Origin of the sequence: Enterococcus hirae ATCC 9790 (assembly GCF_000271405.2) — a bacterium.
Classification (GTDB): Bacteria; Bacillota; Bacilli; order Lactobacillales; family Enterococcaceae; genus Enterococcus_B; species Enterococcus_B hirae.
The window spans coordinates 1,043,015-1,068,362 of record NC_018081.1 but is presented as its reverse complement, the minus strand read 5'-3'; the positions used below and the strand labels follow the sequence as shown (position 1 = coordinate 1,068,362).

24 protein-coding genes and 1 other annotated feature are annotated in these 25,348 nt (G+C 36.8%); of the genes, 2 read left to right on the top strand and 22 right to left on the bottom strand.

The window, feature by feature from the left end:
* The first annotated feature begins 148 nt into the window (after positions 1 to 148).
* On the top strand, positions 149 to 955 hold the full coding sequence (proC, locus tag EHR_RS05130) for a pyrroline-5-carboxylate reductase (protein WP_010720617.1): 807 nt from the start codon (positions 149 to 151) through the stop codon (positions 953 to 955).
* A 153-nt stretch (positions 956 to 1,108) separates the two neighbouring features.
* Here proC and EHR_RS14220 read toward each other — a convergent pair whose 3' ends face one another.
* The 10 genes from EHR_RS14220 to yfmF all read right to left on the bottom strand — a co-directional run bounded on the left by EHR_RS14220 (position 1,109) and on the right by yfmF (position 14,023).
* Complete coding sequence (locus EHR_RS14220; RefSeq protein WP_010720618.1) at positions 1,109 to 1,270, bottom strand: hypothetical protein; 162 nt, start codon at positions 1,268 to 1,270, stop codon at positions 1,109 to 1,111.
* A gap of 124 nt (positions 1,271 to 1,394) precedes the next feature.
* Positions 1,395 to 2,717, bottom strand: coding sequence for a lanthionine synthetase LanC family protein (locus EHR_RS05125; RefSeq protein ID WP_014834411.1), 1,323 nt, complete (start codon positions 2,715 to 2,717; stop codon positions 1,395 to 1,397).
* On the bottom strand, positions 2,714 to 4,297 hold the full coding sequence (gene lanM, locus EHR_RS05120; RefSeq protein WP_042969872.1) for a type 2 lanthipeptide synthetase LanM: 1,584 nt from the start codon (positions 4,295 to 4,297) through the stop codon (positions 2,714 to 2,716). Before lanM ends, EHR_RS05125 begins: the two co-directional genes overlap by 4 nt.
* Positions 4,298 to 4,771: 474 nt before the next feature.
* A complete protein-coding gene (gene rny, locus EHR_RS05115) occupies positions 4,772 to 6,328 on the bottom strand; it encodes a ribonuclease Y (protein ID WP_010720620.1) in 1,557 nt (518 codons plus the stop codon).
* A gap of 568 nt (positions 6,329 to 6,896) precedes the next feature.
* On the bottom strand, positions 6,897 to 7,937 hold the full coding sequence (recA, locus tag EHR_RS05110; protein WP_010720621.1) for a recombinase RecA: 1,041 nt from the start codon (positions 7,935 to 7,937) through the stop codon (positions 6,897 to 6,899).
* A 20-nt stretch (positions 7,938 to 7,957) separates the two neighbouring features.
* On the bottom strand, positions 7,958 to 9,289 hold the full coding sequence (locus tag EHR_RS05105; protein ID WP_014834410.1) for a competence/damage-inducible protein A: 1,332 nt from the start codon (positions 9,287 to 9,289) through the stop codon (positions 7,958 to 7,960).
* Between the two features lie 315 nt (positions 9,290 to 9,604).
* Positions 9,605 to 10,183, bottom strand: coding sequence for a CDP-diacylglycerol--glycerol-3-phosphate 3-phosphatidyltransferase (gene pgsA, locus EHR_RS05100; protein ID WP_010737268.1), 579 nt, complete (start codon positions 10,181 to 10,183; stop codon positions 9,605 to 9,607).
* A 168-nt stretch (positions 10,184 to 10,351) separates the two neighbouring features.
* On the bottom strand, positions 10,352 to 11,242 hold the full coding sequence (locus EHR_RS05095) for a RodZ domain-containing protein (protein ID WP_010720624.1): 891 nt from the start codon (positions 11,240 to 11,242) through the stop codon (positions 10,352 to 10,354).
* 230 nt (positions 11,243 to 11,472) lie between these two features.
* Positions 11,473 to 12,762, bottom strand: coding sequence for an EF-P 5-aminopentanol modification-associated protein YfmH (gene yfmH / locus EHR_RS05090; RefSeq protein WP_010737267.1), 1,290 nt, complete (start codon positions 12,760 to 12,762; stop codon positions 11,473 to 11,475).
* Positions 12,755 to 14,023 (bottom strand): EF-P 5-aminopentanol modification-associated protein YfmF, encoded by a 1,269-nt coding sequence (yfmF, locus tag EHR_RS05085; protein ID WP_010737266.1) that lies wholly within the window; start codon positions 14,021 to 14,023, stop codon positions 12,755 to 12,757. The genes yfmH and yfmF overlap by 8 nt, the downstream gene beginning before the upstream one ends.
* Positions 14,024 to 14,258: 235 nt before the next feature.
* Here yfmF and mscL point away from each other — a divergent pair, with 235 nt between their 5' ends.
* Positions 14,259 to 14,723, top strand: coding sequence for a large conductance mechanosensitive channel protein MscL (mscL, locus tag EHR_RS05080; protein WP_010720627.1), 465 nt, complete (start codon positions 14,259 to 14,261; stop codon positions 14,721 to 14,723).
* An 89-nt stretch (positions 14,724 to 14,812) separates the two neighbouring features.
* On the opposite strand, the gene EHR_RS05075 is transcribed toward mscL, so the two are convergent.
* The 12 genes from EHR_RS05075 to EHR_RS05020 all read right to left on the bottom strand — a co-directional run bounded on the left by EHR_RS05075 (position 14,813) and on the right by EHR_RS05020 (position 25,244).
* Positions 14,813 to 15,250 (bottom strand): GNAT family N-acetyltransferase, encoded by a 438-nt coding sequence (locus EHR_RS05075; protein ID WP_010720628.1) that lies wholly within the window; start codon positions 15,248 to 15,250, stop codon positions 14,813 to 14,815.
* A gap of 92 nt (positions 15,251 to 15,342) precedes the next feature.
* Entirely contained in the window at positions 15,343 to 15,588 is a 246-nt protein-coding gene (locus EHR_RS05070) for a Veg family protein (protein WP_005875105.1), read from the bottom strand.
* A gap of 112 nt (positions 15,589 to 15,700) precedes the next feature.
* Positions 15,701 to 16,279 carry a sigma-70 family RNA polymerase sigma factor gene (locus EHR_RS05065; protein WP_010737265.1) on the bottom strand — a complete coding sequence of 193 codons (579 nt, stop codon included), beginning with the start codon at positions 16,277 to 16,279 and terminating at the stop codon, positions 15,701 to 15,703.
* A 77-nt stretch (positions 16,280 to 16,356) separates the two neighbouring features.
* Positions 16,357 to 16,887, bottom strand: a complete 531-nt coding sequence (locus EHR_RS05060; RefSeq protein WP_010737264.1) for an NYN domain-containing protein — start codon at positions 16,885 to 16,887, stop codon at positions 16,357 to 16,359.
* A 4-nt stretch (positions 16,888 to 16,891) separates the two neighbouring features.
* A complete protein-coding gene (gene rlmB / locus EHR_RS05055) occupies positions 16,892 to 17,779 on the bottom strand; it encodes a 23S rRNA (guanosine(2251)-2'-O)-methyltransferase RlmB (protein ID WP_010720632.1) in 888 nt (295 codons plus the stop codon).
* The gene (locus tag EHR_RS05050; RefSeq protein WP_010720633.1) at positions 17,772 to 18,167 is read right to left on the bottom strand and encodes a Mini-ribonuclease 3; all 396 of its coding nucleotides are present in this window, start codon (positions 18,165 to 18,167) and stop codon (positions 17,772 to 17,774) included. Before EHR_RS05050 ends, rlmB begins: the two co-directional genes overlap by 8 nt.
* Complete coding sequence (gene cysS / locus EHR_RS05045; RefSeq protein ID WP_010737263.1) at positions 18,164 to 19,576, bottom strand: cysteine--tRNA ligase; 1,413 nt, start codon at positions 19,574 to 19,576, stop codon at positions 18,164 to 18,166. Before cysS ends, EHR_RS05050 begins: the two co-directional genes overlap by 4 nt.
* Positions 19,573 to 20,109, bottom strand: a complete 537-nt coding sequence (gene epsC / locus EHR_RS05040) for a serine O-acetyltransferase EpsC (protein WP_010720635.1) — start codon at positions 20,107 to 20,109, stop codon at positions 19,573 to 19,575. The genes cysS and epsC overlap by 4 nt, the downstream gene beginning before the upstream one ends.
* A gap of 75 nt (positions 20,110 to 20,184) precedes the next feature.
* Positions 20,185 to 20,425, bottom strand: a binding site (T-box leader).
* Positions 20,422 to 21,882 carry a glutamate--tRNA ligase gene (gene gltX, locus EHR_RS05035; RefSeq protein ID WP_010720636.1) on the bottom strand — a complete coding sequence of 487 codons (1,461 nt, stop codon included), beginning with the start codon at positions 21,880 to 21,882 and terminating at the stop codon, positions 20,422 to 20,424. It overlaps the preceding feature by 4 nt.
* A gap of 216 nt (positions 21,883 to 22,098) precedes the next feature.
* Entirely contained in the window at positions 22,099 to 23,259 is a 1,161-nt protein-coding gene (locus EHR_RS05030) for a PIN/TRAM domain-containing protein (protein ID WP_010737262.1), read from the bottom strand.
* A 33-nt stretch (positions 23,260 to 23,292) separates the two neighbouring features.
* Positions 23,293 to 24,663 carry a DNA repair protein RadA gene (radA, locus tag EHR_RS05025; RefSeq protein WP_010720638.1) on the bottom strand — a complete coding sequence of 457 codons (1,371 nt, stop codon included), beginning with the start codon at positions 24,661 to 24,663 and terminating at the stop codon, positions 23,293 to 23,295.
* A 50-nt stretch (positions 24,664 to 24,713) separates the two neighbouring features.
* Positions 24,714 to 25,244, bottom strand: a complete 531-nt coding sequence (locus EHR_RS05020) for a dCTP deaminase/dUTPase family protein (protein WP_010720639.1) — start codon at positions 25,242 to 25,244, stop codon at positions 24,714 to 24,716.
* Positions 25,245 to 25,348 lie beyond the last annotated feature (104 nt).

Sequence of the window (25,348 nt, the reverse complement as noted above, 5' to 3'; positions counted from 1 at the left end):
ATTTATAAATCAATGTTAGCTTATTTACCTTATTTTTACCACTTATGCACTAGTTTCACCTGTTTATGTATCTATTATCCACACGCTTTATTCTTTGCTTGCCCTTCATTGAAAAGAAAGCTATGCTAAAACAAAAGGAGAGGATAACATGAAAATTGGATTCATTGGAACAGGTAATATGGCGCAAGCAATCATTAACGGCTTGATTGAACACGAAACAGTGGCTAAAGAAGATATTTTTGTCTCAAGTGGTCATTTCGAAAATGCACAACGTTTTGCAGAAGCAACTGGTGTAACCGCCTGTCAAACAAATCAAGAAGTCGCAAAACAAGTAGATGTCATTTTACTGGCAGTCAAACCTAAAATCATTGACCAAGTACTGAAGGATTTAAGAAAATATAGTCAGAAATGTCTCTTTATTTCAATTGCTTCAGGAAAATCATTACATGATCTGGAAAAAGCCCTAAATGACCCCGAAGCGAAAATCATTCGTGTCATGCCAAACGTAAACGTTAGTGTGGGTGCAGGTGTCTCTGCTATCTGTAAAAATCATCATGTCACATATGAGGAATTCAAAGAAGCAACGCAAATCTTTGAAGCAATCGGCAGTGTCTATCCACTGGCAGAAGGTGATTTCAGTACGTTTATTGGGTTAGCCGGTAGTTCACCAGCATTTATTTATATGTTGATCGATGCCATGGGTCGTGCGGGTGTCTTTAATGGCTTACCTAAAAAAATGGCAACCGAGATCGCTGCCAAAGCTATTATGGGATCTTGTCAAAAATTCCTAGCAAGTGATGAAAACCCTTGGGAGCTAGTTGACCAGGTTTCTTCCCCTGGCGGAACAACCGTTGCAGGTGTTGTGGCTTTAGAAGAAGCTGGCTTCATTCCTGCTATTATCAAAGGGATCAATACAACGATCGAAAAAGATCGAGAAATGCTGGATAAGAAATAAAACGAATGAGTCTGAAGGAATCTTTTTACTAAAAAAAGTAGGACATTAATCAGATTTTTTCTGATTAATGTCCCAGATTCAGACTCTTCATTCTGAATTATTATTTTTCAATATTCACAATAAAACCTCTGAAACCTTTCATCCGTATATATTTTAGCAACAGCTAGATAAAGAGCCACAACCAAAACTACCACAACCAAGGCTACCCATTGTTCCGCAGATGGTATCTAGCGAAGCATTCAAACTATGTTCGTTGTTTAATACTGCTAATTCTTCAGAAACATTGCCTGCTTTCATTAATAGTCCTACTGCCATTTTCTTCACCTCCTTTCAAGTTGATCAATCATTTTTTATTGTCATCAACTGTTTGTTACACTTATCAATCTATTATTCAATCAGATCCTATCTCTTCATTCGTATTTTCGGTTGAAGGATTTATCTATAAATCGAATAAAAGTATGTTTGGTATGTTAGGGTTCTCCAACGCTAACAATCCCAAAATCACCCCGGAAAGACCGGTCATCAAACCAACATCTAGAAACTCGTCTTCTAAACAACTTTCATTAATTGTTCGTTTGTCTAAGTATGCATTCCAATCATCGAGTAAGAACGCATATGACTTTATATTATGATGAATGAAGAAATGACGGTAAAGCCACATATTTCCTAAAAAGCCATGACATAAGCAACTATCTACACGTTCTTTGTTTAATTCTTCTTTTAATCGAGCAAAATATAATAGCTCCTCTGGGCTTTCTCCTTCCATAAGATATCGATGAGTAAGCATTCCTACAAGACCATTACAATAAAAAGTATTTTGCTCAATCCATTTTTCTCCTCTTGTATCAAACCACACACCGTTTTTACGATGTTGGTTTTCAAATAAGGTAACTGCGCCAATCGTTTCTTTTATTTTGGTTACCGAAAATAACTCTTCATAAATCGCTAAAGCATAAAGAATACCTGATGTTCCGTGAGAAAAACCTAAAATAAGTTTCTTTTCTACAGAGGATTCCCAATAACTTCCTTTTCCCTCTGATTCTATTAAATTATTTAATAAATTCTCCACACAAAGTCCAATTAATTTTTTTAATTCTTTATTAGGGCTCTTTTTATAAATATTACAAAAAAGTAGTAATAACCCCGCCGTACCACTCATAATATCCAGAATTTTGTCTTTTTTTATTTTTTGTCCCAGATATTGAAGGATATCTTGCTCAATTGCGATCAGTTTTGATGTTCGCAAGGATGGAGCAATCAAATTAAATAAATAGATATAACCACCTAATCCAGAAAAAACCCCTATATCATAATTTTTTTGATTAGATAAATCAAAATGATCAAGTAAATCATTCAATATTAATAGAAATCTGTTTTTGTAATCAAAATCATTTTTTGTTTTCCATAAATAATAGTAAGTGATTGCTACACCAATTTTCCCATTATACAAACTGTTATTCATTGGCTGCAGTTTTAAACGAATTTTAAAATCTTTGTCTTTTGTTAAATCTTCATAACCGGTATGAAGCCACGTCACCTGCTTATTGTGTACTATCCTTTTACTATGGATGTAAGATTCTAAAGTCTTGATCTCATCATTTTTTTCTCCAATTATAAAAAGATCTTCTAACGTAATATTTTTATCTCCAAAGCTTTTTTGCAAAATATTTAATTGGTAGTTTAAATCTTTCTCACTAAGAGAATGGATCTTTTTTTTCCATAGTGTTAAGAAATCTATACGACTGTTATTCGTAAATGTCATTTTTTTGAAATGTTAAGTGTATTTGAGTTAAGTTTTGAAAAAACATAAGGGATATCCCCCTCTAGTATGTCCTCAATTTCATAGGTAAGAAATGGTGTAGAACCAAATCTTGCCATTTGAGAATAGACAAATAACAAGCGATCAAACGGTGCTGTCAAGAACCTAGGATGATAACTTAAAGTCGCTATTTTACTGTAAGTTGCTGTTGGTTTTATTAAATGTCGGATAGTAATATCATTTTTATAGCGCTCAACAATATCAATCAGCTCTGATTTTTTATCCAAAAATAGGTGAAATGTTTCTGTAAATCCTTGATAGATCTGTTGCTTATAGTCTAAAAAACGATAATTTTGTCCATGATACATCGGAACATTAGAATATGAATATTTAAATTCATCAGAATTTTCAGTGAATTTAATTTCTAAATCATCTTCTGAAACAATCAATTGTGGTACTGAAAAACGTTGGAATAAGTTTTCATGACTTCCTAAAGCCGAAATATCATCTTTAAAAAATTCGTTGTACATAGGTACAATTCCAGAATTAAGAACAGAATTAGTCAAAAATTCATGTATCTTATCATTTACAGATAATGCTTCCATACGATCTAAATTGTTAAACAAGCATTCTAAATCAATGAGCATGGGTGAACCACCACTTGCAATTAGATTTTCAAGATGAATATCCGAAGCATTTAAATAGAAAAGAATTGCAATAATTGCCCCCATTTTATAATAGAAATCTTGAACTTCTTCTTCTGATTGACAAGGATCACTTACAACAAATTCTGACCAAGAATACGTTTTACGATTCAATAATTTTATTTGTGCTAGTTGTTTGTTAAAATTATTTTTATTAAATAAAGCAACGCATTCTCCAAATAATAAATCATTGTAATTACTTCGTGGTTTATAAATAATTTTATTCTTTTTACCTGTTATCACGAGTGGAAATTTTCCTGACAGATGCGGATCACCCGAAGAAAATTCAACTCCTATTTCTTGATCAAGTTGAATACTAAACAATTCGTTAATTTCCTTTGAATCATACTCTACATGTTGGATAACTTCAGAAATGTAACAAATTGTTTCTTTGATTTTTTTATCTATTAAATTGAATAAAACAGGAAATCTTTGAAACAAACCTGTGACGTATTTCTCATTAGATAAATAATTTCTAATATAACTTTTCACAGAGAGTTTTTGTAACTGTGACTTTAATAGATTAAAGTCATAAACAATCGTTCGCAAAAGAATCTCATGAATATCTTTGCAAAGGTTTTCATTAATGTTATTGCTAACATTTTTGTATTTTATTAGATTTGGGTACTTCATAAAATATTGCTCAGTTAGCTTTATTGTTACTTGTTGCGAGAATTTTTCAATTGAATCAACTTGTCTCCATTCTTTTAGTTCATTCAACATCTCTTCGTTCTGATCTTTTAGCAGTTTTTTTGAATGAACATACTGTTCCTTAAATTCATTAATATTCTGAAAATGAAAAAATTGTAAAAATTCCTCTTGCATATCTGAAGTCATAAATTCTGCTAAATTGTATTCCAACAACTCATAATTATCCATCTGCTTACCCCACCTCATCTATATTTAGATCATATAGAATCAATTACTTGTGTTTTCAAGAACAAAAACTATATCTTTCTACCCAATAAATCCTAGTAAAAAATTGTACATAAAATTGATTTCAAACTCATAGATCAATATTTTACTAGTTTATACAACTTTTATCTCTCGTTAAAAAAATGTACACTAATGCAACAAATTTTATTTCCTAACTATTCTTCATCCTAGTTTGATTTTCTAGTAGTCATTAAGAATAATTTTGATCTACTTTAATGATAGAATAATCGTCTCTAGTTAGATTATGCCTACTTCTTATTAAGAAGCTAATTTAGAACTCAAAGTTAACACACCATGTTTATAGCTGCTCAACCTCTTATCAAAATAATGTTAAAGCGATCAAGCTTGATTAAATAGTGGTTTAAAACAAAAAAGACGCTACGATTATCCTAACTAATCGTAACGTTCTTTTATTTTTTACTTAGCGTAGTCTGTCGCACGCGTTTCACGAATAACGATGACTTTGATATGCCCTGGATAATCTAATTCTTCTTCAATTCGTTTACGAATATCTCGTACTAAACGAACTGCATCTAAATCAGAGATCTCTTCTGGTTTTACCATAACCCGAACTTCTCGTCCAGCTTGAACAGCAAAACTAGATTCTACTCCGGCAAAGCTATTTGAAATGTTTTCTAAGCTTCTTAAGCGACGGATATAATTTTCCAAGGATTCACTTCTAGCTCCTGGTCGTGCAGCGGATAAGGCATCTGCAGCAGCTACCAAGACAGAAATAACTGACGTTGCTTCAACATCTCCATGATGAGATGCAATCGCATTGATCACTACAGGATTTTCTTTGTATTTAGCAGCTAACTCTGCACCGATCTCTACGTGAGAACCTTCGATTTCATGATCTAATGCTTTCCCGATATCATGAAGCAAACCAGCTCGTTTAGCTAATTGGATATCTTCGCCTAACTCAGCGGCTAGTATACCTGACAATTTAGCAACCTCTACTGAATGTTTCAAAACATTTTGTCCATAGCTAGTTCTAAAATGAAGACGACCCATGATTTTGATCAAATCTGGATGAAGGGTATGCGCACCAACTTCAAACGCCGCTTCTTCCCCGTACTCACGGATTCGTTCATCCATTTCTTTACGCGATTTTTCGACCATTTCTTCGATTCGTGCAGGATGGATCCGTCCATCTTGGATCAGTTTTTCTAAAGTCATCCGAGCGATTTCTCTACGAATTGGATCAAAACCTGAAAGGACCACTGCTTCTGGTGTATCATCAATGATCAAGTCAATTCCAGTCAATGTTTCTAGTGTACGGATATTTCGTCCTTCTCGACCAATGATGCGTCCTTTCATTTCATCATTTGGTAAAGTTACTACGGATACAGTTGTTTCAGATACTTGGTCTGCCGCACAGCGCTGAATCGCTAACGATAAAAGATTTTTGGCTTTACGATCTGCTTCTTCTTTTGCACGTTGTTCCGATTCTTTGACCATTAACGTCAATTCATGATTCAATTCTTCTTCAGTTGATTTCATGATGACATCTTTTGCATCTTCTTTAGATAAACCAGCAATTTTTTCTAATTCTCTTTGTTGTTCTTCAATCAACTTTTCAACGTCTTTTTCTCGCTCTTCAATCAATTGCTGTTTTGAACTAAGTGCTTCTTCTTTGCTTTCAAGTGAGGTCTCACGTTTTTCCAATGAGTCATCCTTACGATTCAACGTTTGTTCACGCTGAATTAAACGATTTTCTTGAGATTTTAATTCTAACTTGCTTTCTCTCAACTCACTCTCCACTTCAGAACGATATTTCTGGTTTTCCTCCTTAGCTTCTAACAATGCTTCTTTTTTTAGAGTTTCTGCTTCTTTCTTTGCACTATCAATAATTCCAGCTGCTGATGATTGAGCACCTGCAATTTCTTTTTCATGACGTGACTTTGCAACCATAAACCCTAAACCAAGACCGACAATTAAACCGATGATAGCGAGGAGAATATTGAATACCATAAAATCCACCTCCATACTATCTTTTTCATTTTTATCATCTATATAACTTTTATGATAAAGTACTCTAAACTTGTTAATATGCTTTATGCATAGGTGTACAAAAACATGCACAAGTTTATTCTAATGTTTGTACCCCGTAGTGTCAACTTTAAATACATAAGAAACGGCTTTCTCTATTTTCATTTAAAGGTCATTTTATGAATAAAAGATAATATTAAATAATAACCAAAACATATTAAGAACAAATAATTTTGCATTAATGAAAATTAAGAACAAAAAATGACTTTTAAGTAACAAACTATCCTTTCATTTAAGTAGAATAGTCCCTTTCTGCCGATGTAGTCAGTCACTGCATAAACATTCCCATTTCCCATTATGTTTTAGGAGAAAGTATAGTCAAATGACTACTTAAAAGACAAAAAATAAGCCGAAATTTTAAAAAATTTCGGCTTATTAGATTCAATCGACAACATATCAAAGGAAAACACTTTCTCTGAACGACGCGAGTTCTCTCGATGCTCAAACATCCTTTGAATAGTTATTCGATTATTTCTATTCTTACTTCATCTTATTCCTCTAAAGGAAGTTCTGCTTGCGTTTCTTCGGGTATTTCTACATCTTCACCGATCCCATAAGCCGCCCGGACTAAAGCAGAAACTTCTGCCATCATTTCGGGATGAGTGGACATGTAATTTTTTGCATTCTCACGACCTTGTCCAATACGATCTTCTTTGTAAGAATACCAAGCACCACTTTTATCAACGATATCTTTTTCAACCGCCATATCAAGCAATTCTCCTTCTTGAGAAATTCCTTGCCCATACATCACATCGACTTCAGCAATTTTGAATGGTGGCGCTACTTTATTTTTAACTACTTTGATCTTCGTACGGTTCCCAACAATGTCTGTTCCTTGTTTCAATTGTTCCGCACGGCGCACTTCTAAACGAATCGTTGCATAGAATTTTAATGCACGTCCCCCAGGTGTGATTTCAGGATTACCGAACATCACTCCAACTTTTTCACGAATTTGGTTAATGAAAATAGCGATCGTTTTTGTTTTATTGATCGACCCAGATAGTTTACGCAATGCTTGTGACATTAATCGAGCTTGTAACCCTACGTGAGAGTCACCCATTTCTCCATCGATTTCAGCACGTGGAACTAAAGCTGCAACCGAATCGACTACTACGATATCTACTGCACCACTTGATACAAGCGCATCAGCGATTTCTAGTCCTTGTTCCCCAGTATCTGGTTGTGAAAGAAGTAATTCGTCAATGTTTACCCCTAATTTTTGAGCATATTGTGGGTCTAAGGCATGCTCAGCATCGATAAAAGCGGCTGTTCCGCCATTTTTTTGTACTTCAGCGATTGCATGCAAGGCAACGGTTGTCTTACCTGAACTTTCAGGACCATATACTTCAATGATACGTCCTCGTGGGTAACCACCAACACCTAAAGCAACATCTAATGCAAGAGAACCACTTGGGATAGTCGAAACTTGTTGGTCGATTTTTTCGCCAAGTTTCATGATCGAGCCTTTCCCATAGTTCTTTTCAATTTTTTTCAACGCAGCATCTAAGGCTGCTTTACGATCATCTGCCAATACGATAATCCTCCTTATATTCACAAATCAGTGCGACATTTCATTGTACTAATCATATCGTTTTTAATGACAAAAAGCAAGAAAAAACCGAACAAATATTCGCATTTATTTTTTCTTAATAGTTGTCTTCTAATGAGATCAAATCCTTGCATTACTGCGCTATTCCTTATATGAGAACGGTCTCTGGTAAATTGGTATTTCTGCGAAATGACCTCCCCTTCGCTTGTTGCAACCGCGATCCAAACTGTTCCAGCTGGCTGTCCTTCTAAGGTATCTGGTCCAGCCACTCCAGTAAACGAAATCGCATAATCTGTTTTTGCTAAATTACGTGCTTGGATAGCCATTTGTTCTGCACATTCTTGGCTGACGGTTCCATGCTGCTTCAATAGTGCATCATCGATGTGTAAAAATTCTGCTTTAGTTTCTAAAGAATAGGTAATGAAGCCTCCTGGGAAGACTTGAGAAACACCAGAGATCTCTCCCAAAGCTGATTGAAAGGCTCCAGCAGTCAAACTTTCTGCTGCAGTTATTGTTTGGTTTCTTTCCTTTAATAATTCTACGACCACTTTAGGCAATGAATTATCATCACCATATCCATAGAAGTACTCACCTACTCTCGCCAATACTTTTTCTTCCAAAACAAGTAAGGCTTGGTTTCCTGCATGTTTGTCTTTGGTCTTCACAGTTAATCGTAAAGTGACTTCGTTAGGTTTTGCGTAAGGGGCAATCGTTGGGTTGATCTGTGTTTCAATCAAGTCTTTTAATTCTGTGACTAGTTGGGATTCCCCGATACCGTAAAAACGTAAAACTTTTGAGATCAGCATTTCTTCAGATGGAAAGTTTTGCTCCAATAATGGGCGAGCTTGTTCAATGAACATTGGCTTTAATTCGCTCGGTGGTCCAGGTAACAAGAGATAGACATGGTCTGCTGTTTGATAGAACGTACCTAATGCTAAGCCTGTGCGATTAGGTAAAGCAATCCCCCCATCGATGATTTGTGATTGTTGTAAATTATTTTCAGTCATTTTACGCTTGGTCGTTTCAAAAAATGCTAACAATTTTTTATAGCCTTCGGTGTTTTGGATCAATTCTTCCCCTAGATGTTTCGCAGTAACTTCTTTCGTCAGGTCGTCTTCTGTCGGTCCCAACCCTCCACATAAAATGATCAAGTCACTTCTGGTTTCTGCTAATTGGAGTAATGATTCTAAGCGGTCGGGATTATCACCAACCACCGTTTGATAATACACATCAATCCCGAGGTCTGCTAACTGTTCGGATAAAAACGTGGCATTCGTGTTGACTACTTGTCCTAGTAAAAGTTCTGTCCCTACTGCTATGATTTCTGATTTCATTTTTTCGCTTCCTTCATTACAACAGACGAATTCTCGTTGGCCTGTTTTGGTCTCTTCTCAATCTCTTTTTATCTACTAATAGTATACGCCATTTGCTAAACGTTTCATTTATCATTTGCTCATTTTCTGATAAAGAGTTTCATCATTTTCATCTTCATCATAAGATAGCTAGGCATCTAGCTAGTTTAGAAAAATGGCGATCAAATAAATGATTGAAACGTGAATCAGCATAAATAAATTCGTCTTACCCCAAAATATAAAATGTTATTTTGGGGTAAGACGAATTATCGAAATGGTGCATCTTTGTAAGGAATCTTACATCGAACCTTTGAACACACCACTATTTTTCATAAAATAATCAACACCTGAATAAATCGTGAAGATCAAACAAGCATACAGTATGATTTGATCCATCGGTAAATTGATCAGATTAAATGGAATATTATTGATGAATAACAAAATAATAGCCACCATTTGCGTAGCCGTTTTTACTTTTCCTGGCCACGCTGCTGCCATGACTTCCCCATCTTCGACTAACAATAGTCGCAGACCGGTAACAGCTAGTTCTCGACAAACGATAATCGCAACTACCCATCCTGGTGCCTTACCTTGCCCCACCAACATGATAAAAGCGGTCATCACTAACATTTTATCTGCTAATGGATCAGCAAACTTTCCAAAATTGGTGACTAATCCTCTGGCACGAGCAATTTTTCCATCGAGCCAATCGGTAATACTTGCTAAAGCAAAAATAATCGCTCCTACTAATTGCGTCACAGCAAGTGATGTTGTTCCTACGGTTACTTGTCCCCAATCTAAGGGTAATCCGACAACTAAAATAAAAATCGGGATCATACAAATTCTAAGTACAGTTAATTTATTTGGTAAATTCACACTATCGACTCCTTTCTTCCCTATTCTACGTGACTCGTTCTAAACTTTCCACCGATAATGATCAGTTTTTATCAGCAGTCGTGAAAAAAGATAAGCACCTAAGATGAATCTGCCTTCCCAGGTACTTATCTTGTTTTCTTTTTTCACATCATTCTACTTATAAGCGATTTACTCTGCATACTGTAGTGTCAATGTGACATTTTTAGGATTTTGATTATTCGCTCCTGGATTAACAGGGATTTCTTCCCCGTTTATCTTAACCGTTGCATTACTTGCAGCTCCTAATCGAATCGTTGCATTGGTTGCCGTTTCCGGTAATTGCGTGCTTTGTGTTTCATTTGCTGCTAATGTCCCTTGATAAACATAGGCATTATCCACTAATACACCGATCCAAATTCGGTTAGTCGCTGCAAATTCAAGTGTAACAGGTTTTTTCGCATCCGTAACATTCACTGCGATCGTACTACCTGTGTCTTCACCAGCCGTAATCGCCATCTTTTTCTCTTCTTGTGTTGTTGAAGTGGTTGTCGTACTTGTTGAAGAAGAGGATTCACGCTCTTTCTTAGTGCTAGATGTCGTTTGTGTAATTGCACCGTCAACCGAAACTGAAGTTGCCGTTGTATCAATAATCGGGTCAGATTTTCGATCCTGCCAAGTCATATAACCCACAACAGTAATAATTGCTAAAGCGACTAAACCAAGTAAAATAACCGGTAGACTTGTCCAAAACTTACTTGGATTGGCTTCTTCCTGATGCATAGCTTTTCTCGAACCACTCACTGTTTCTGGTTCAGGACGTGCGACAACTTCTCCAGCTGATAATTTGCTTTTCCCATCAAATACATCAACTAAATGATCGCCATCTTCACCGACAGCTTCTGCATATTGACGAATAAATGCCCGAACATAAAATTTTCCAGGTAGTTGATCAAAATCATCATTATCGATTGCTTCTAGATAACGTTTTTGAATTTTCGTAATCTGCTGTAATTCATCTAAAGATATTTTCTTATTTAGGCGAGCTTGCCTTAATGTTTCTCCGATGGTTTCAAAAGCCACTCGTTCATCTTCTCCAGTCTTTTTATTCTAACCAGCAATTGTATAAACGCTAGTCGTCTAATTGTTCCTTTTCGTTAAGAATGTAACACGCCATACACCAACGCCCATTTTTTATTCTTTATCTTCTTAAGAATACCATAAACGAAGTTATCTTAGGGTAACATTGAATGCACTCTATAACGAAATTTAAGAGTTTAACTACTTTCCCATTCGTCATCTCTACTTCTATATCAGACATTTGGCTGCATATAAAACTCACTGAACGCTTCTTCTTTGATAAAAGAACGACCTACTTTTAATACATCTGCTAATTGAATGGATTCAATAATTTCTGGTAAATCAAATAATGTTTGATCCCCAAATAGGCTTTGCGTGAATTGGTTTGCAATGTATTCCAGTGAATTTAATGTTTGGAAATATTGTCCTAACATCTTTTTCTTCAACAATGTTAGATTTTCTTCAGACAGTTCTTGATCCTCTTCAAAATGCAGAAGAATTTCTTTCACTTTTTCAGCTGCTTTTTCTGGCTGATCCGTGTCTCCGCTAAAGTCAGCAAAATGAAATTCTCGATCTAAACTAAATTCAAAACCGAAGCTGTCATCAATTAAACCATCATTGTACATTTTCAAATAATTTTGAGAAGTATTCCCTAATAACAATTGGAATAAAAGATTGAGAGCAGTCTTGTATCTCAATAATTCCTTCCCTTCTGCTGGTAAAACATCTAGCCCTTTGATTCCCAAGACAAACTTATCTCTAGTGATTGCTGAGCGCATTGAGCTTTTCGCAATAATATCACCATTATTGTCAGGGAAATAACGTTCGATTTTTTGAGCTGGTGGAAAATCCTTAGCATTTTGATTGGTTCGAATCAATTCCATCAACTTTTCCGGCTCTAATTTTCCTACTACGAACAAGACCATATTACTTGGCTGATAAAATGTCCGATAGCACGTGTATAAATCATCAGCAGTGATTGCTTCAATACTTTCAACTGTGCCAGCTATATCGATATGCAAAGGATGTTCAGGGTATAAATTATTCAAAATGCCAAAAAACATCCGCCAATTTGGATCATCTTCATACATTTGTATTTCTTGCCCAATGATCCCTTTTTCTTTATTAACTGTTTCTTCCGTAAAATAAGGTGCTTGGACAAAATCAAGTAAAGTCGTCAAATTTTTTTCAACTTGATCTGTCGTTGAAAATAAATAACTTGTTTTGGTAAAACTGGTAAACGCGTTAGCTGAGGCCCCTTGTTGTCCAAATAATTGAAAGACATCGCCATCCTCTTTTTCAAACAATTTATGTTCCAAGAAATGGGCAATACCATCTGGAACTTTTATCTTTTTATCTGAACCATATGGAATAAATTCATTATCGATCGAACCGTAATTTGTACTAAATAAACCATATGTCTTATGGTAATCATTTTTAGGTAATAAATAAACAGTCAAACCATTTGGTAATACTTCATGGTACAGTGTTTCGTTGATTCGATCATATTCTGTTTTATTCATTTGTTGTACCTCCGTCTAAAAAGAAAATTGCCTGCAACTCGATTTGTCGAGCTATTTTTTGGATGTCTTCGACCGTTACTTTTTCCATCCGTTTTAACCATTCGTCAGCTGTTAATTTCGTTTCTGGCAACCAATTCTCTAAATAGGCAGTCTCGACAGCTACTTGTGGGGCATCTAATGATAATAGATATTGGTTTCGTAACATGGCCTTAGTTTGTGTCAATTCAAGTTCTGTGACTTCCCCATTTCGTAGACTTTCTAATTGTTCATGGATCAGATGCAATACTTGGTTACGTTTACGTCCATCAATTCCTGTTTGTACACTTAGGAACCCACGAAAAGTATCAATGCTGCTGGAAGCATAGTAAGCTAGGCTCTCTTTTTCACGAACATTCATAAATAATTTAGAGTGTGGGAAACCGCCAAATAATCCATTGAAGACCATCAATGAAAAACGATCCGGTTGGTCATAATAGACATTGGTTTGATAAGCCAAATTTAATTTCGCCTGAGTCACTGGTTCTTCGATCTGTCGCTCTTTGATGATATTTTCTTGCGGTTGGCTATAAAAAATTTCCGGGTGTAATCTTTCTCGCTCTGGAAATGCCCATTCACTAAAAGCTGCTTGGACTTCTGCAGGAGAGACATCTCCCACTACGAAGATATCGATCTGATCTTCTGTGATCATCTGATGATAATAGTCAGCTAACACTTCAGCTGTGAGTTCATCTAGATCTTCGATTGTTCCAAAACTTGGTATTTTCTGCGCCTCCGACTGATCAAAATACAACTCTTGAAGCGCCAGTGAAGCCATCGTTTGCTTGTCTTCATTTAAGCTCTCTAAATAAAGTTTCAAATTGTTTTTTTCTAAAGCAAAAGTGGCTGGATCAAATTTTTCCCCCGTAATGTTTGGATAAAAGAGAACTTCTTTCAAAAAAGCAACAGCTTGGTTTAAAATGCTGGTATCGTTGATATACTTGCCATTGACAAAGTTGATGCTAGCATCCAACCAGTGAAGATTGCCTTTTTTTCTCACGGACGTTCCAAAACTAGCACCATAAAGATCCGCCAATTTTGCACTTAACTGAGTCTGGTCAGGATAATTTAAACTGTTCGTTTCTAACAAGCTACTTAAAAGGGAACGTTTCGTGATGACTTCTTTTTTTAAACGCGTAGTAAAGCGAACAAAGATACGAACCGTTTTATATTGTTTTGTTTGCAAGACGTGGAGGTTTACACCCTCTGCCAGTTGATATGTCATAGTACATGCTCCTTTATTAGCAGTTCGTTCTCCGACATGGTTGATTTTATCTTGGAGGATAAAAGAATATGTGGCTACTATTTTTTACTGCTTTAATTCTCTCTTGCATCACTTAAGAGTCACCTTCTAGTATAGCATATAAGTACTTGAACGACAGACCTTAGCCATAAATGCATGTCGTTTTTATATTTTTTTATTCTTCGTTATACTAAGGATAAGTGAGAGGAGGAGAAAAATGATTAAAGAATTTAAAGAGTTTATTATGCGTGGCGACGTATTAGATTTAGCCGTTGGGGTTGTTATCGGGAGTGCATTTACTAGCATTGTCAATCAGATCGTTCAAGGTTTGATCACACCTCTTGTAGGCTGGGTTGTAGCGATGATTACTGGCACGTCTGATTTGGAAGGCGCCCTTTCTATCTTGGACTGGTCACCTACTAAAGGAGTTACGTTTGCTTTCGGCAATGTTATTAGTGCAATCATAACATTTATTATTACAGGGTTTGTCTTATTCTTAGTGGTAAAAGCAGCCAACCACGCTAAAAGATTACGTCCTGAAAAAGAAACAGAAGAAGCACCTGCCAAACCAACTGCTGAAGATTATTTGAGCGACATTCGTGATCTACTTGCACAACAAACAGCAGAAAACAACGGACGACCAACTACACAAGCAACCGTTGATCAGACAACTGAAAAATAAAGAAAACTAAATGATACAAAAAAGAACAGCTATCAGTTTTCACTGTAACTGTTCTTTTTTGTATTGCGCTACCTATCGTCATGATCACTTTAGCTCGATTTTTTCATATCGATATGGGGGATGTCATCTTCTAAATAAACATCTGAAATGGCCTCGAATCCAAATGACTCATAAAAAGATTGAAGATAGACTTGCGCCCCAATGACGATCGGTCGTTGCGGGTAATTGGCTTCAATTACTTCCATCGTACGTTGCACGATCTTACGTCCCAACCCTTCTTTACGATGCTCACTATTGACCAACACTCGACCAAAATGAATGGTTCCATCTTCTTCAAAAATACGTGTATAAGCAGAAATTTTCCCTGCTTCATCTTTGAAATACGTATGCCAAGCTTGGCTATCAATTTCATCCACTTCTTGGTAGGGACAATTTTGTTCTACGACAAAAACAGCAATGCGTTCTTTGACAATCTCATAAAATTCTTGAGTGGTCAAATCTGCAAATTTTTTTACATAATGTTCCATTTGAAAGTGCCTCCAATTCTCTTTTTTTCAGCATACCTATTTCCAAACAAAAAAGCAAACGAACCTTATAAAAAACTAGGCTCGCTTGCTTTTTAAACTGCTTCAGTTAAAAATTCAATCTCGACTGTTCGAGTAAGTACATCTGAATAGCTATACGATACTCGTTCAAAAGAATTTTCTTCAGGATCCAAATCAACAACGAATACTGAAGGATAGGTTTCTGTTAAAACGCCTCGGCGTTCTGTTTGACGCTTTCTTCCTGTCTGAGCAACCAGCATGATTGGGCTGCCGATACGACCTTCTAAATCTTTTTTGATTGTAGCTAAAGTTGTTGGCATACAGTTCACCTCATTACCCAATATACCACACTTTCTAAAAATTTTCAAGTTTACCATATAAAAAAAGAAATGCAATAAAAACAAATAAGAAAAACATTAATAATTTTATAAATTATTCCTCATGATAATTTTTGAGATGTTGTTTTATTTTAAATTTCACACGGCTATACGCACTCTTGACTTGTTTGACATCCATTGAAAGTTCCTCTGCCATCCTCTTGAAATCGGTTCCTTGCATATAATAATAAAATATTTTTGCTTCCTTTTTTGAAAATTTGATTTCGCAATCTTCAATGGCTTCATTTAACAGTAATCGTTGCATCGCAAGTGGTTCTTGAGTAGTGATTTCTGCTAAAAAGTCCGGACCTTCTGTTTCAACCTTCTGATCAATCGATAATTCATCTTTTTGGTCTCTACGTTTCAAGGCATTTTGTTTTCTTAATAATGAATAAATTTGATTACTGATAATGCTTTTATAATAGCTGCCAAAGCTAACGCCTTTGTTATTTTCATAAGTCTTTAAAGCTTGGTATAAGGCGATCCTTGCTTCTTGTTCCCAATCTTCATACACATAATTTCTTAGGTAGTACATATTTTTTAAACGTAACAAAAGTGGAAAATATTTTTGATATAGGATAGCGAATGCTTCTTCATCACCGTCACGTGCGGTGCGCAATAACTCCTCAGACATAAAATAATTCCTCCATCTCTTTCGATTATGGAGGAATCTTACCATCAATCATCCGATTGACTAATCATATAACTATGTTATCTACCTTTTCGCATTAAATCGTCTAACTTTTGGGACAATTTTTCTAATTGTTCTTTACTCCAAGGCGAATTACGACGAAAATTATCAAATTGCATATTTATATTATCTTGTGCAATGTTTTTCTCTGTTTTCTGGATCGTTTTGTATAATTCATAGGCAGAAGTCCGCAAAGCCCCTTGTGAAAAGATCATCCATTGCTCGGCTAAGTCACTCGTGGCAACAGTTACTTGCGTTAAACGATCATTCAATTGGCCAGCAATACGTTCAATATAGCTATCTGCCGTTTCATCTTCTTTTGTAAAGACGACTTCTAATTGGTATTTCTTATAGTTTTGCTGAATGCCTGGAACCAATTGTGCATCAAAAACAACTATCACTTCAATTCCTTCGTATTTGGCATAATTTGACAAACGATGCAACAAAGCTTCTCTAGCATCCGCCATCTTTTCTTGTTTTTTCAACAAAACGAGTTCTGGCCAAGAACCGATCATGTTATAACCATCAACAATTAGGAGCTGCTTTTTCATCTGATCACTCTCCTTGACGTTGAGAAAAAGCTTGATACATCAACAATCCAGCAGCAACACTCGCATTCAAACTTTGAACGTGACCGACCATTGGAATGGTCAAAAGTTCGTCCATTTCTTTTTTCAATCCAGGACTCATTCCTCGTCCTTCATTACCAATCACTAAAGCAATAGCGCCTTTTGCATTCCATTTTTGGAAATTTGTACCATCCATATCTGTCCCAAAAACCCAAAAACCGGCTTCTTTTAGTTGTTGGACCGCTTGAACAAGATTAGTCACTCGTGCTACAGGTACATGTTCGACTGCTCCAGTAGAGGTTTTTGTAACGATTGGCGTAATGCCTACCGCCCGATGCTTAGGAATGATTACGCCGTCTACCCCACTTGCATCCGCTGTTCGTAGGATCGAACCAAAATTGTGAGGATCTTCAATACTATCTAAAATGACAAAGAAAGGTGTTTCTGTTTTTTCTTTGGTTTGCTGAAGAAGCTGGTCTAAGGATAAATATTCATACGGGGTAATCGCTAAGACTACTCCTTGATGTACACCATGATCACTTAATGTATCTAATTTTTGTTTTGGTACCCATTTAACTGGTACAGCTTGATCTCTAGCAATGTTCTTTAACTCTTCGGTTTTTTCTCCCCGTGAGTCCTCTTGTAAAAATAATTTATTCCCTCTACCTTGTTGTAAGGCTTCTACTGCTGCATGATGACCAAAGACAAAATTATCTTCGATTGCTTCCTCTTTTTTCTCCCCAACTACAGGTTCATAGGAAGTGTCATAATGGTTTCGCTTTTTTTGCGATTTTTTCTGTGATGAAGCGTTCATTGGCTGTTTCGTTGCTTTTTTACGTTTGTTATAATGACGTTCTTTTTGTTCTCTACCCATTTTTTTCACCGACTTTCTGGATACACCATTCAATTAATTCTTCTAACCGTTCTGTTTGTTTCGTCAAATGCAGATACCCCATCAAAGCTTCAAAACCTGTGGCAATTCGATAAGTTGTGACATCTGCATTTTTTGCACTTGTATGACTTTTGGCATTTCTACCACGACGATAAAAAGTTTCTTCTTCTGGTGTCATCAATTTTTCTTCTAGCATCTCTTTAATCAGATAAGCTTGTGCTTTTGCTGAAACATAATTCGTGGCTGCTTTATGAAGTTTATTCGGTTTAGTCGCCCCTTGTTCGATCAAATAGTCACGAATATAGATCTCATAGATGGCATCTCCTACATAAGCTAAAGCTAGTCCGTTTAATTGTGTATAGTCTTTCATGCTTCTCTTCTCCAACGAGTTCCTTGCGGTGTGTCATCAAGCAAGATCCCTTTTTCTTTTAATTGGTCACGGATTTCGTCACTACGGGCAAAATCACGATTTTTTCTTGCTTGCGTACGTTCTTCGATCAACTGCTCGATTTCTTCATCAAGTAATTCCTCAGATGTAAATAAAATACCAAAAATAGCCAACCATTGGGTAAATAATGCTTCCCCGTTTGCTAGAACATCCGCTGAAACAGTTGTTTTCTCCAAATACGTGTTTAACCATTTTGCCAATTCATAAACGACGGTAATTCCATTCGCAGCATTAAAATCGTCGTCCATTTCTTCAATAAAGCGTTGTTCGATTTGTTCAAGTTCAGCTAAATACTTTGTGTCATCCGCCAGAGATTTTTCTGCTGTTGCTAGGCGGAATTTAAGATTATCAAATGTATTTCTTAAGCGTTGCAAGTTTGTCGCTGCTTCCTTCATCGTTGCCTCACTATAACGAATCGGTCGGCGATATTGAGTTGTTGCCATGAAGAAGCGTAACACTTGTGGATCTACCGTTTGGATCATTTCATGGACAGTAATAAAGTTACCTAATGATTTACTCATTTTCTGATCATCATCGCCAATCGTGACGTAACCATTGTGCATCCAATAATTGGCAAATTTCTTTCCCGTTTTTGCTTCGCTTTGGGCAATCTCATTTTCATGATGTGGAAACTCTAAATCTTGCCCACCACCATGGATATCAATTGTTTCCCCTAAATGTTTCGTTGCCATAACGGAACATTCGATGTGCCATCCTGGACGTCCGGGTCCCCATGGAGAATCCCAAGAGATCTCATTAGGTTTTGCTTTTTTCCATAGTGCAAAATCAAGCGGATCTTCTTTCTGACTTTGTTCTGCTCCCGTCCGTTGACTCGCGCCCACTTCTAACTCATCAATCGATTGATCACTAAGTTGTCCATAGGTTGAAAATTTTCTTGTACGGTAGTAGACATCGCCATTTGATTCATATCCATAACCTTTTTCGATCAATACTTGGATGAAAGAAATAATATCTGGCATATGATCCATCACACGAGGATGCGCTGTAGCTGGCTCCACATTCAACGCCTTGGTATCTTCTTCAAATGCTTGGATAAAACGGTTGGCTACTTCTGGCGCCGTGATCCCTAATTCATTAGCAGCACGAATGATTTTATCATCTACATCAGTGAAATTGGAAACATAATCGACTTGATATCCCCGATATTCAAAGTAGCGTCGAATCGTGTCAAAAGCAATCGTGCTGCGGGCATTTCCAATATGAATATAGTTATAAACAGTCGGACCACACACGTACATACCGACTTTTCCTGCTTGAATCGGTACAAATTCCTCTTTTTGTCTAGTCAATGTATTGTAAATTTTTATCATTCTGATCTCCTCACTTTTTCTCCATTAATCCGTACTACTTTTGCAGGAACCCCCACGGCTGTAGCATAATCTGGAATGTCTTTTAAAACGACTGCACCGGCACCAATCTTCGTATGTTTCCCAATCGTGACCGGTCCTAATATTTGAGCATTGGCAGAAAGCATTGCCCCTTGTTTCACTGTGGGATGCCTTTTGCCCGTTTCTTTACCTGTACCACCTAACGTAACTCCATGAAAAAGAACTACATCATCAGCGACCTCTGCGGTTTCTCCAATCACGATCCCCATCCCATGATCGATAAAAACACCTTGTCCGATCTGGGCTCCAGGATGTATCTCGATTCCTGTTATAAATCGCCAAAATTGTGCATTGATTTTTGCCAGCAAGTAAAGTTTATGCTGATATAAGTAATGTGACACCCGATGCCAAAATAAGGCATGAAACCCTGGATATGTCAAAACGATTTCTAATGTTGAACGAGCAGCCGGGTCATTTTTTTTAGCTGCCTCTACCGCTCGGGCAAACCACCCCATCGTCATCGCTCCTTCCTCTCAATAATTTATGTAGTTCTCTGACAAATAAAGAAGCGCCTTTAACAAGTTTCCTTATTAAAAGACGCTAATTGGCGTGGTTCCACTTTTATTTATAATCAGATATGATTACCTCTAGCTGTTAACGTAAGCTTACACGTTCTCGACTACCTGAAATTCGTCACAAAGAGATGTGTCTATTTCACTCGCCGAAACCACTCCCAGAGGCATTTCAGTAAACATCAATCAGTGACTTCCACCGCCCGTCACCTCTCTTGAGATCAATGATTACTTACTTCTTTCTGTTCATCGTGTTTAGTTGATGACTTGATTTAAATGTGCTAATGATTTTTCACGACCAAGCAATTCGATCGTATCTGGTAATTCTGGTCCGTGCATTTGTCCTGAAACAGCTACTCGGATCGGCATGAAAAGATTTTTACCTTTAACGCCAGTTTCTTTTTGGACAGCTTTGATTGCTGCTTTTACGGTTGGGGCATCCACGACTTCCATTTGTTCTAGTTGTGCTTTAAATGCATTAAGAACAAGTGGAACAGTTTCGCCTGCTAATACTTCTTTAGCCGCATCGTTCAATACAGGATGTTCATTGAAGAATAAGGAAGAAGCTTCTACGATTTCAGCTGCGTAACTCATTTGTGGTTGATACAGACTAACGATTCTTTTGACCCATTCGATCGTTTTTTCATCAGGATTTTCTTGTACTCGACCGTCAGCGATCAAGTAAGGCAAGCACATGTCTGTTAACTTATCTAAATCCATTTCTTTCATGTAATGGTTATTCACCCATTGTAATTTCTTCGCATCGAAGGCTGCAGGTGATTTACTCAAACGATTTGGATCAAACATGTTGATCAATTCTTCTTGGTTGAAAATTTCGTCTTCGCCTACTGGTGACCAACCTAATAATGCAATAAAGTTGAACATTGCTTCTGGTAAGTAACCTAATTCACGATACTGTTCGATAAATTGTAAAATCGATTCATCACGTTTACTTAGTTTTTTCCCAGTTTCTGTATTGATGATCAATGTCATGTGACCGAATGTTGGTGGTGTCCAACCAAAAGCTTCATAGATCATCAATTGTTTAGGTGTATTTGCAATATGGTCATCCCCACGTAAGACATGAGTAATCTTCATCATATGATCATCTACAGCTACAGCAAAGTTATATGTTGGCATACCATCACGTTTTTGAATGACATAGTCGCCACCGATATTATCTGATTCAAAGGTGATATCCCCTTTGACCATATCTTTGAACGCATATTCCGTATTACGTGGTACACGGAATCGGATCACTGGTTCAATCCCTTGCGCTTCTTTTTCTGCTTGTTCTTCTGGTGTTAGATTTGCACAAGTACCCGCATAATGAGGCATTTCTCCACGTGCACGTTGTTCTTCACGAGTTGCTTCTAACTCTTCTTCTGTACAGTAACATTTGTATGCCCGATTACTTGCAAGAAGTTGATCAATCAAAGGCTGATAAATTTCTTTTCTTTCAGATTGACGATAAGGACCATATTCTCCAGGATTTTCAGGAGATTCATCCCAATCGATACCTAACCAAGCCAAATTTTCCAATTGGCTCTTTTCACCATCTTCAATGTTTCGTTTTTGGTCTGTGTCCTCAATACGAATAATAAAGTCTCCATCGTTGTGGCGAGCAAATAGATAATTGAACAATGCTGTTCGAGCATTCCCAATATGTAAGTGCCCAGTTGGACTTGGTGCATAGCGTACGCGTACTTTCGTCATTTTCTTCCTCTTCTTTCAAACTAGACTTTAAAATATGAGATAAAACACGAAAAACATGTTCTGTTTTACATCCTCATATTTCTTAAAGGCTTTTTCATTAAAATGAAAGCCACTCAGCACAAATTTTACCTTTAATATGGGAAATAGTAAAGCCAACTGGTTGAATTTCCTTACCAGTTGGCTACTTTTTATACTCATATTCCGATTTTTCTTTCGTTAAGCATGTTTACTTTTTTCAGTTTCTTTTTTATTGTCTTTATTATCGATCCCACGACCTGCATGGGCTGGTTTTGCAAAAATCATCCGCCCGGCAGCTGTTTGTAAGGCACTTGTAACAACCACTTCGATATGTTCGTTCATATAATGCTGTCCATCTTCCACGACCACCATGGTGCCATCATCGAGATAAGCAACCCCTTGTTGACGTTCTGTTCCTGCTTTTACGACTAAAACATTCATGTTTTCACCTGGAATAACTACCGGTTTTACTGCATTCGCTAAAGCATTGATATTCAACACTGGTACATTTTGAAACTCTGAGACTTTATTTAAGTTATAATCATTTGTCACGATGACACCATCTAAAATTTTCGCTAATTTGATCAATTTGCTGTCCACTTCAGTGATATCTTCAAAATCACCGTCATACATTTCAACAGAGATTCCTTCTTCTTTTTGCAAAGCATTGAGGATATCCAGCCCGCGGCGTCCGCGAACACGTTTTAGGCTATCGCCAGAATCAGCAATATACTGTAATTCATAAAGCACAAAATTCGGAATCATCAGTGTGCCTTCTAAAAAACCAGTTTTGGTGATGTCATAGATTCGTCCATCAATGATCACGCTAGTATCTAAGATCTTGTATTTATGAAAGTTCTCGCCTAATTTCCGTTCCAGTATTTGGCTCTCCACTTGACTAGGTGTTTCTTGTTCCACTTTCTTGTTTCTTGAACCAAAGATTTTTTTCCATTCATCGATTCGAGTGGTTCCCATCCTGAATCCTAAATAGCCTAAAATAACCATTAATAAGATGGGAAGAACACTATTTACAAACGGAATTTTCAAATTATATAGTGGCGTTGAAATAATTACACCTAAAGTTAGCCCGATAATCCCACCAATTGCACCAAACAATAGGTAAGTTAAACTAACCTCACTTAATTTTCCCTCAATTTGCTTGATAACAGCTGAGATATGTTTTGCCAATAGCAAAGACAATAAAAAGAAAATAAGTGCACCTAACAGGCTATTGGTAAATGTATTATTCAGCCATCCATTTGTTTGCTGACCAATTGTCTGCCAAGCCATTGGTAAAAAAGAAATACCTAAGCTGGCACCGACAATAATCATCAGCAAGGTGATGACACGTTTTTGCATACTCTTTCCTCCATTTCTTTAATTTTACTATTTTTAACGAAAGACACGTTTTAACGTTTCCGCCAAGGTAGCGACACCTACGACTTCAATGCCAGTCGGAGGATTCCACCCTCCTAGATTGTTCTTTGGCAAATAAACTTTTGTGAAACCCAGCTTTTGTACTTCTTTGACACGCTGTTCAATATGACTGACACGGCGAATTTCGCCCGTCAACCCGATTTCGCCAATAAAACATTCTGTCGGTTGTGTCCCTTTTTCTTTGTAACTGGAAGCAATACTCACAGCAATCGCTAAATCAATGGCTGGTTCATTTAATTTTACCCCACCTGCTGCTTTTAAGTAAGCATCTTGATTCTGCAACAGTAAGCCTGCTCGTTTTTCGAGAACTGCCATGATCAATGATACTCGGTTAAAATCTAAGCCAGTAGTGGTTCGTTTAGCATTTCCATACATTGTTGGTGTTACCAGTGCTTGGATTTCCACTAAAATTGGGCGGGTACCTTCCATCGCCACAACAATCGCTGAGCCTGTTGCTCCTTCTAATCGTTCTTCCAAAAAGATTTGGGAAGGATTCGCAACTTCTTCTAATCCATGTTCATGCATTTCAAATATACCAATTTCATTTGTTGAACCAAATCGATTCTTTACTGCTCTCAAAATACGAAAACTATGATGCTGTTCTCCTTCAAAATACAAAACAGTATCAACCATATGTTCAAGCATACGTGGACCCGCAATCGATCCTTCTTTCGTTACATGTCCTACGATAAAAATCGCAATCCCATTTGTTTTCGCTATTTTCAACAACTCAGCAGTCGTTTCTCTCACTTGACTGACACTCCCTGCTACACTCGTAATATCAGGTTGTGTCATCGTTTGAATCGAATCAATGATCACATAATCTGGTGAAATCTGTTCGATGGCACGGCTAATTTCATTCATATCAGTTTCAGCATATAAGTAAAATTCTGTATTTATTGAACCCAAACGCTCGGCACGTAATTTAATTTGTTCTGCACTTTCTTCTCCAGAAACATATAATACTTTCCCGCCGATATCAGCTAATTGTTGGGATACTTGTAAAAGTAATGTGGATTTACCGATGCCTGGATCGCCACCAATCAAAATCATTGACCCCGGAACGACGCCCCCGCCCAAAACTCGATTCAATTCATCTAATTTTGTTTTGACTCGTGGTTCCTTTTTAGGAATCACTTCTGCAATTTTCGTTGGTTTGGCTTTTTCTCCAGTCAAACTTGTTCGTGTTCTACGGTCAGTCGTATCTTGCTCGATTTCCTCGACCATCGTGTTCCATTTCCCGCAATTTGGGCAACGCCCTAAGAATTTAGGCGAAACATAGCCACAATTTTGGCAAACAAACTGGACTTTCGCTTTTTTTGCCATTGTCCCGCCTCCTTAAATAATTATTTTTGAATTAAATAAACCTTGAGTAGTTATACATCTGATGAACCAAAGCCACCTTTACGAGCCTGTTCTGTTTGGTCTTGATCTGCTTTTAAGAATGGCAAGAAAATTCCTTGTCCAATTCGCTCACCTTTTTTGATGACAACATCCTTCAAACCAAAATTAGTAAATTGGAACATGATATGCCCTTCATTTGCATCATTATTATAGTAATCACTATCAATGACACCTACTCCATTACTTAAAACTAAAAAACGCTTCAACGGATTACTTGAACGATTGGCTAACTGTAAAAATTCATCTTCTCCCATATAGGCTTTGATCCCAGTTGGAACAAGAACTGGTTTTAATTTTTTCTCGTCGACTGTTGTTTCTTCATTTTTCAATACCTCTGAAAGAGCTGTTATCCCTTGTTTTAATCCAGCTTTCCAAATACTTGGAATAACAATATCTTCTGCCGCCTCAAAATCATATCCAGCAGCATGATGAGTTGCTCGTTGAGGTAATTGTATCTTTTGTTGTGCATATGTTGAAATAACTTCAAATCCTCTTTTTCTCACCGAATTTCCTCCCAAAATAGACTATATTTATTTTACCATATTCATGATACCAAAAGGACGACTTAAAAAATTCTTCATTAATTTATGTTAAGATGAATAAAATA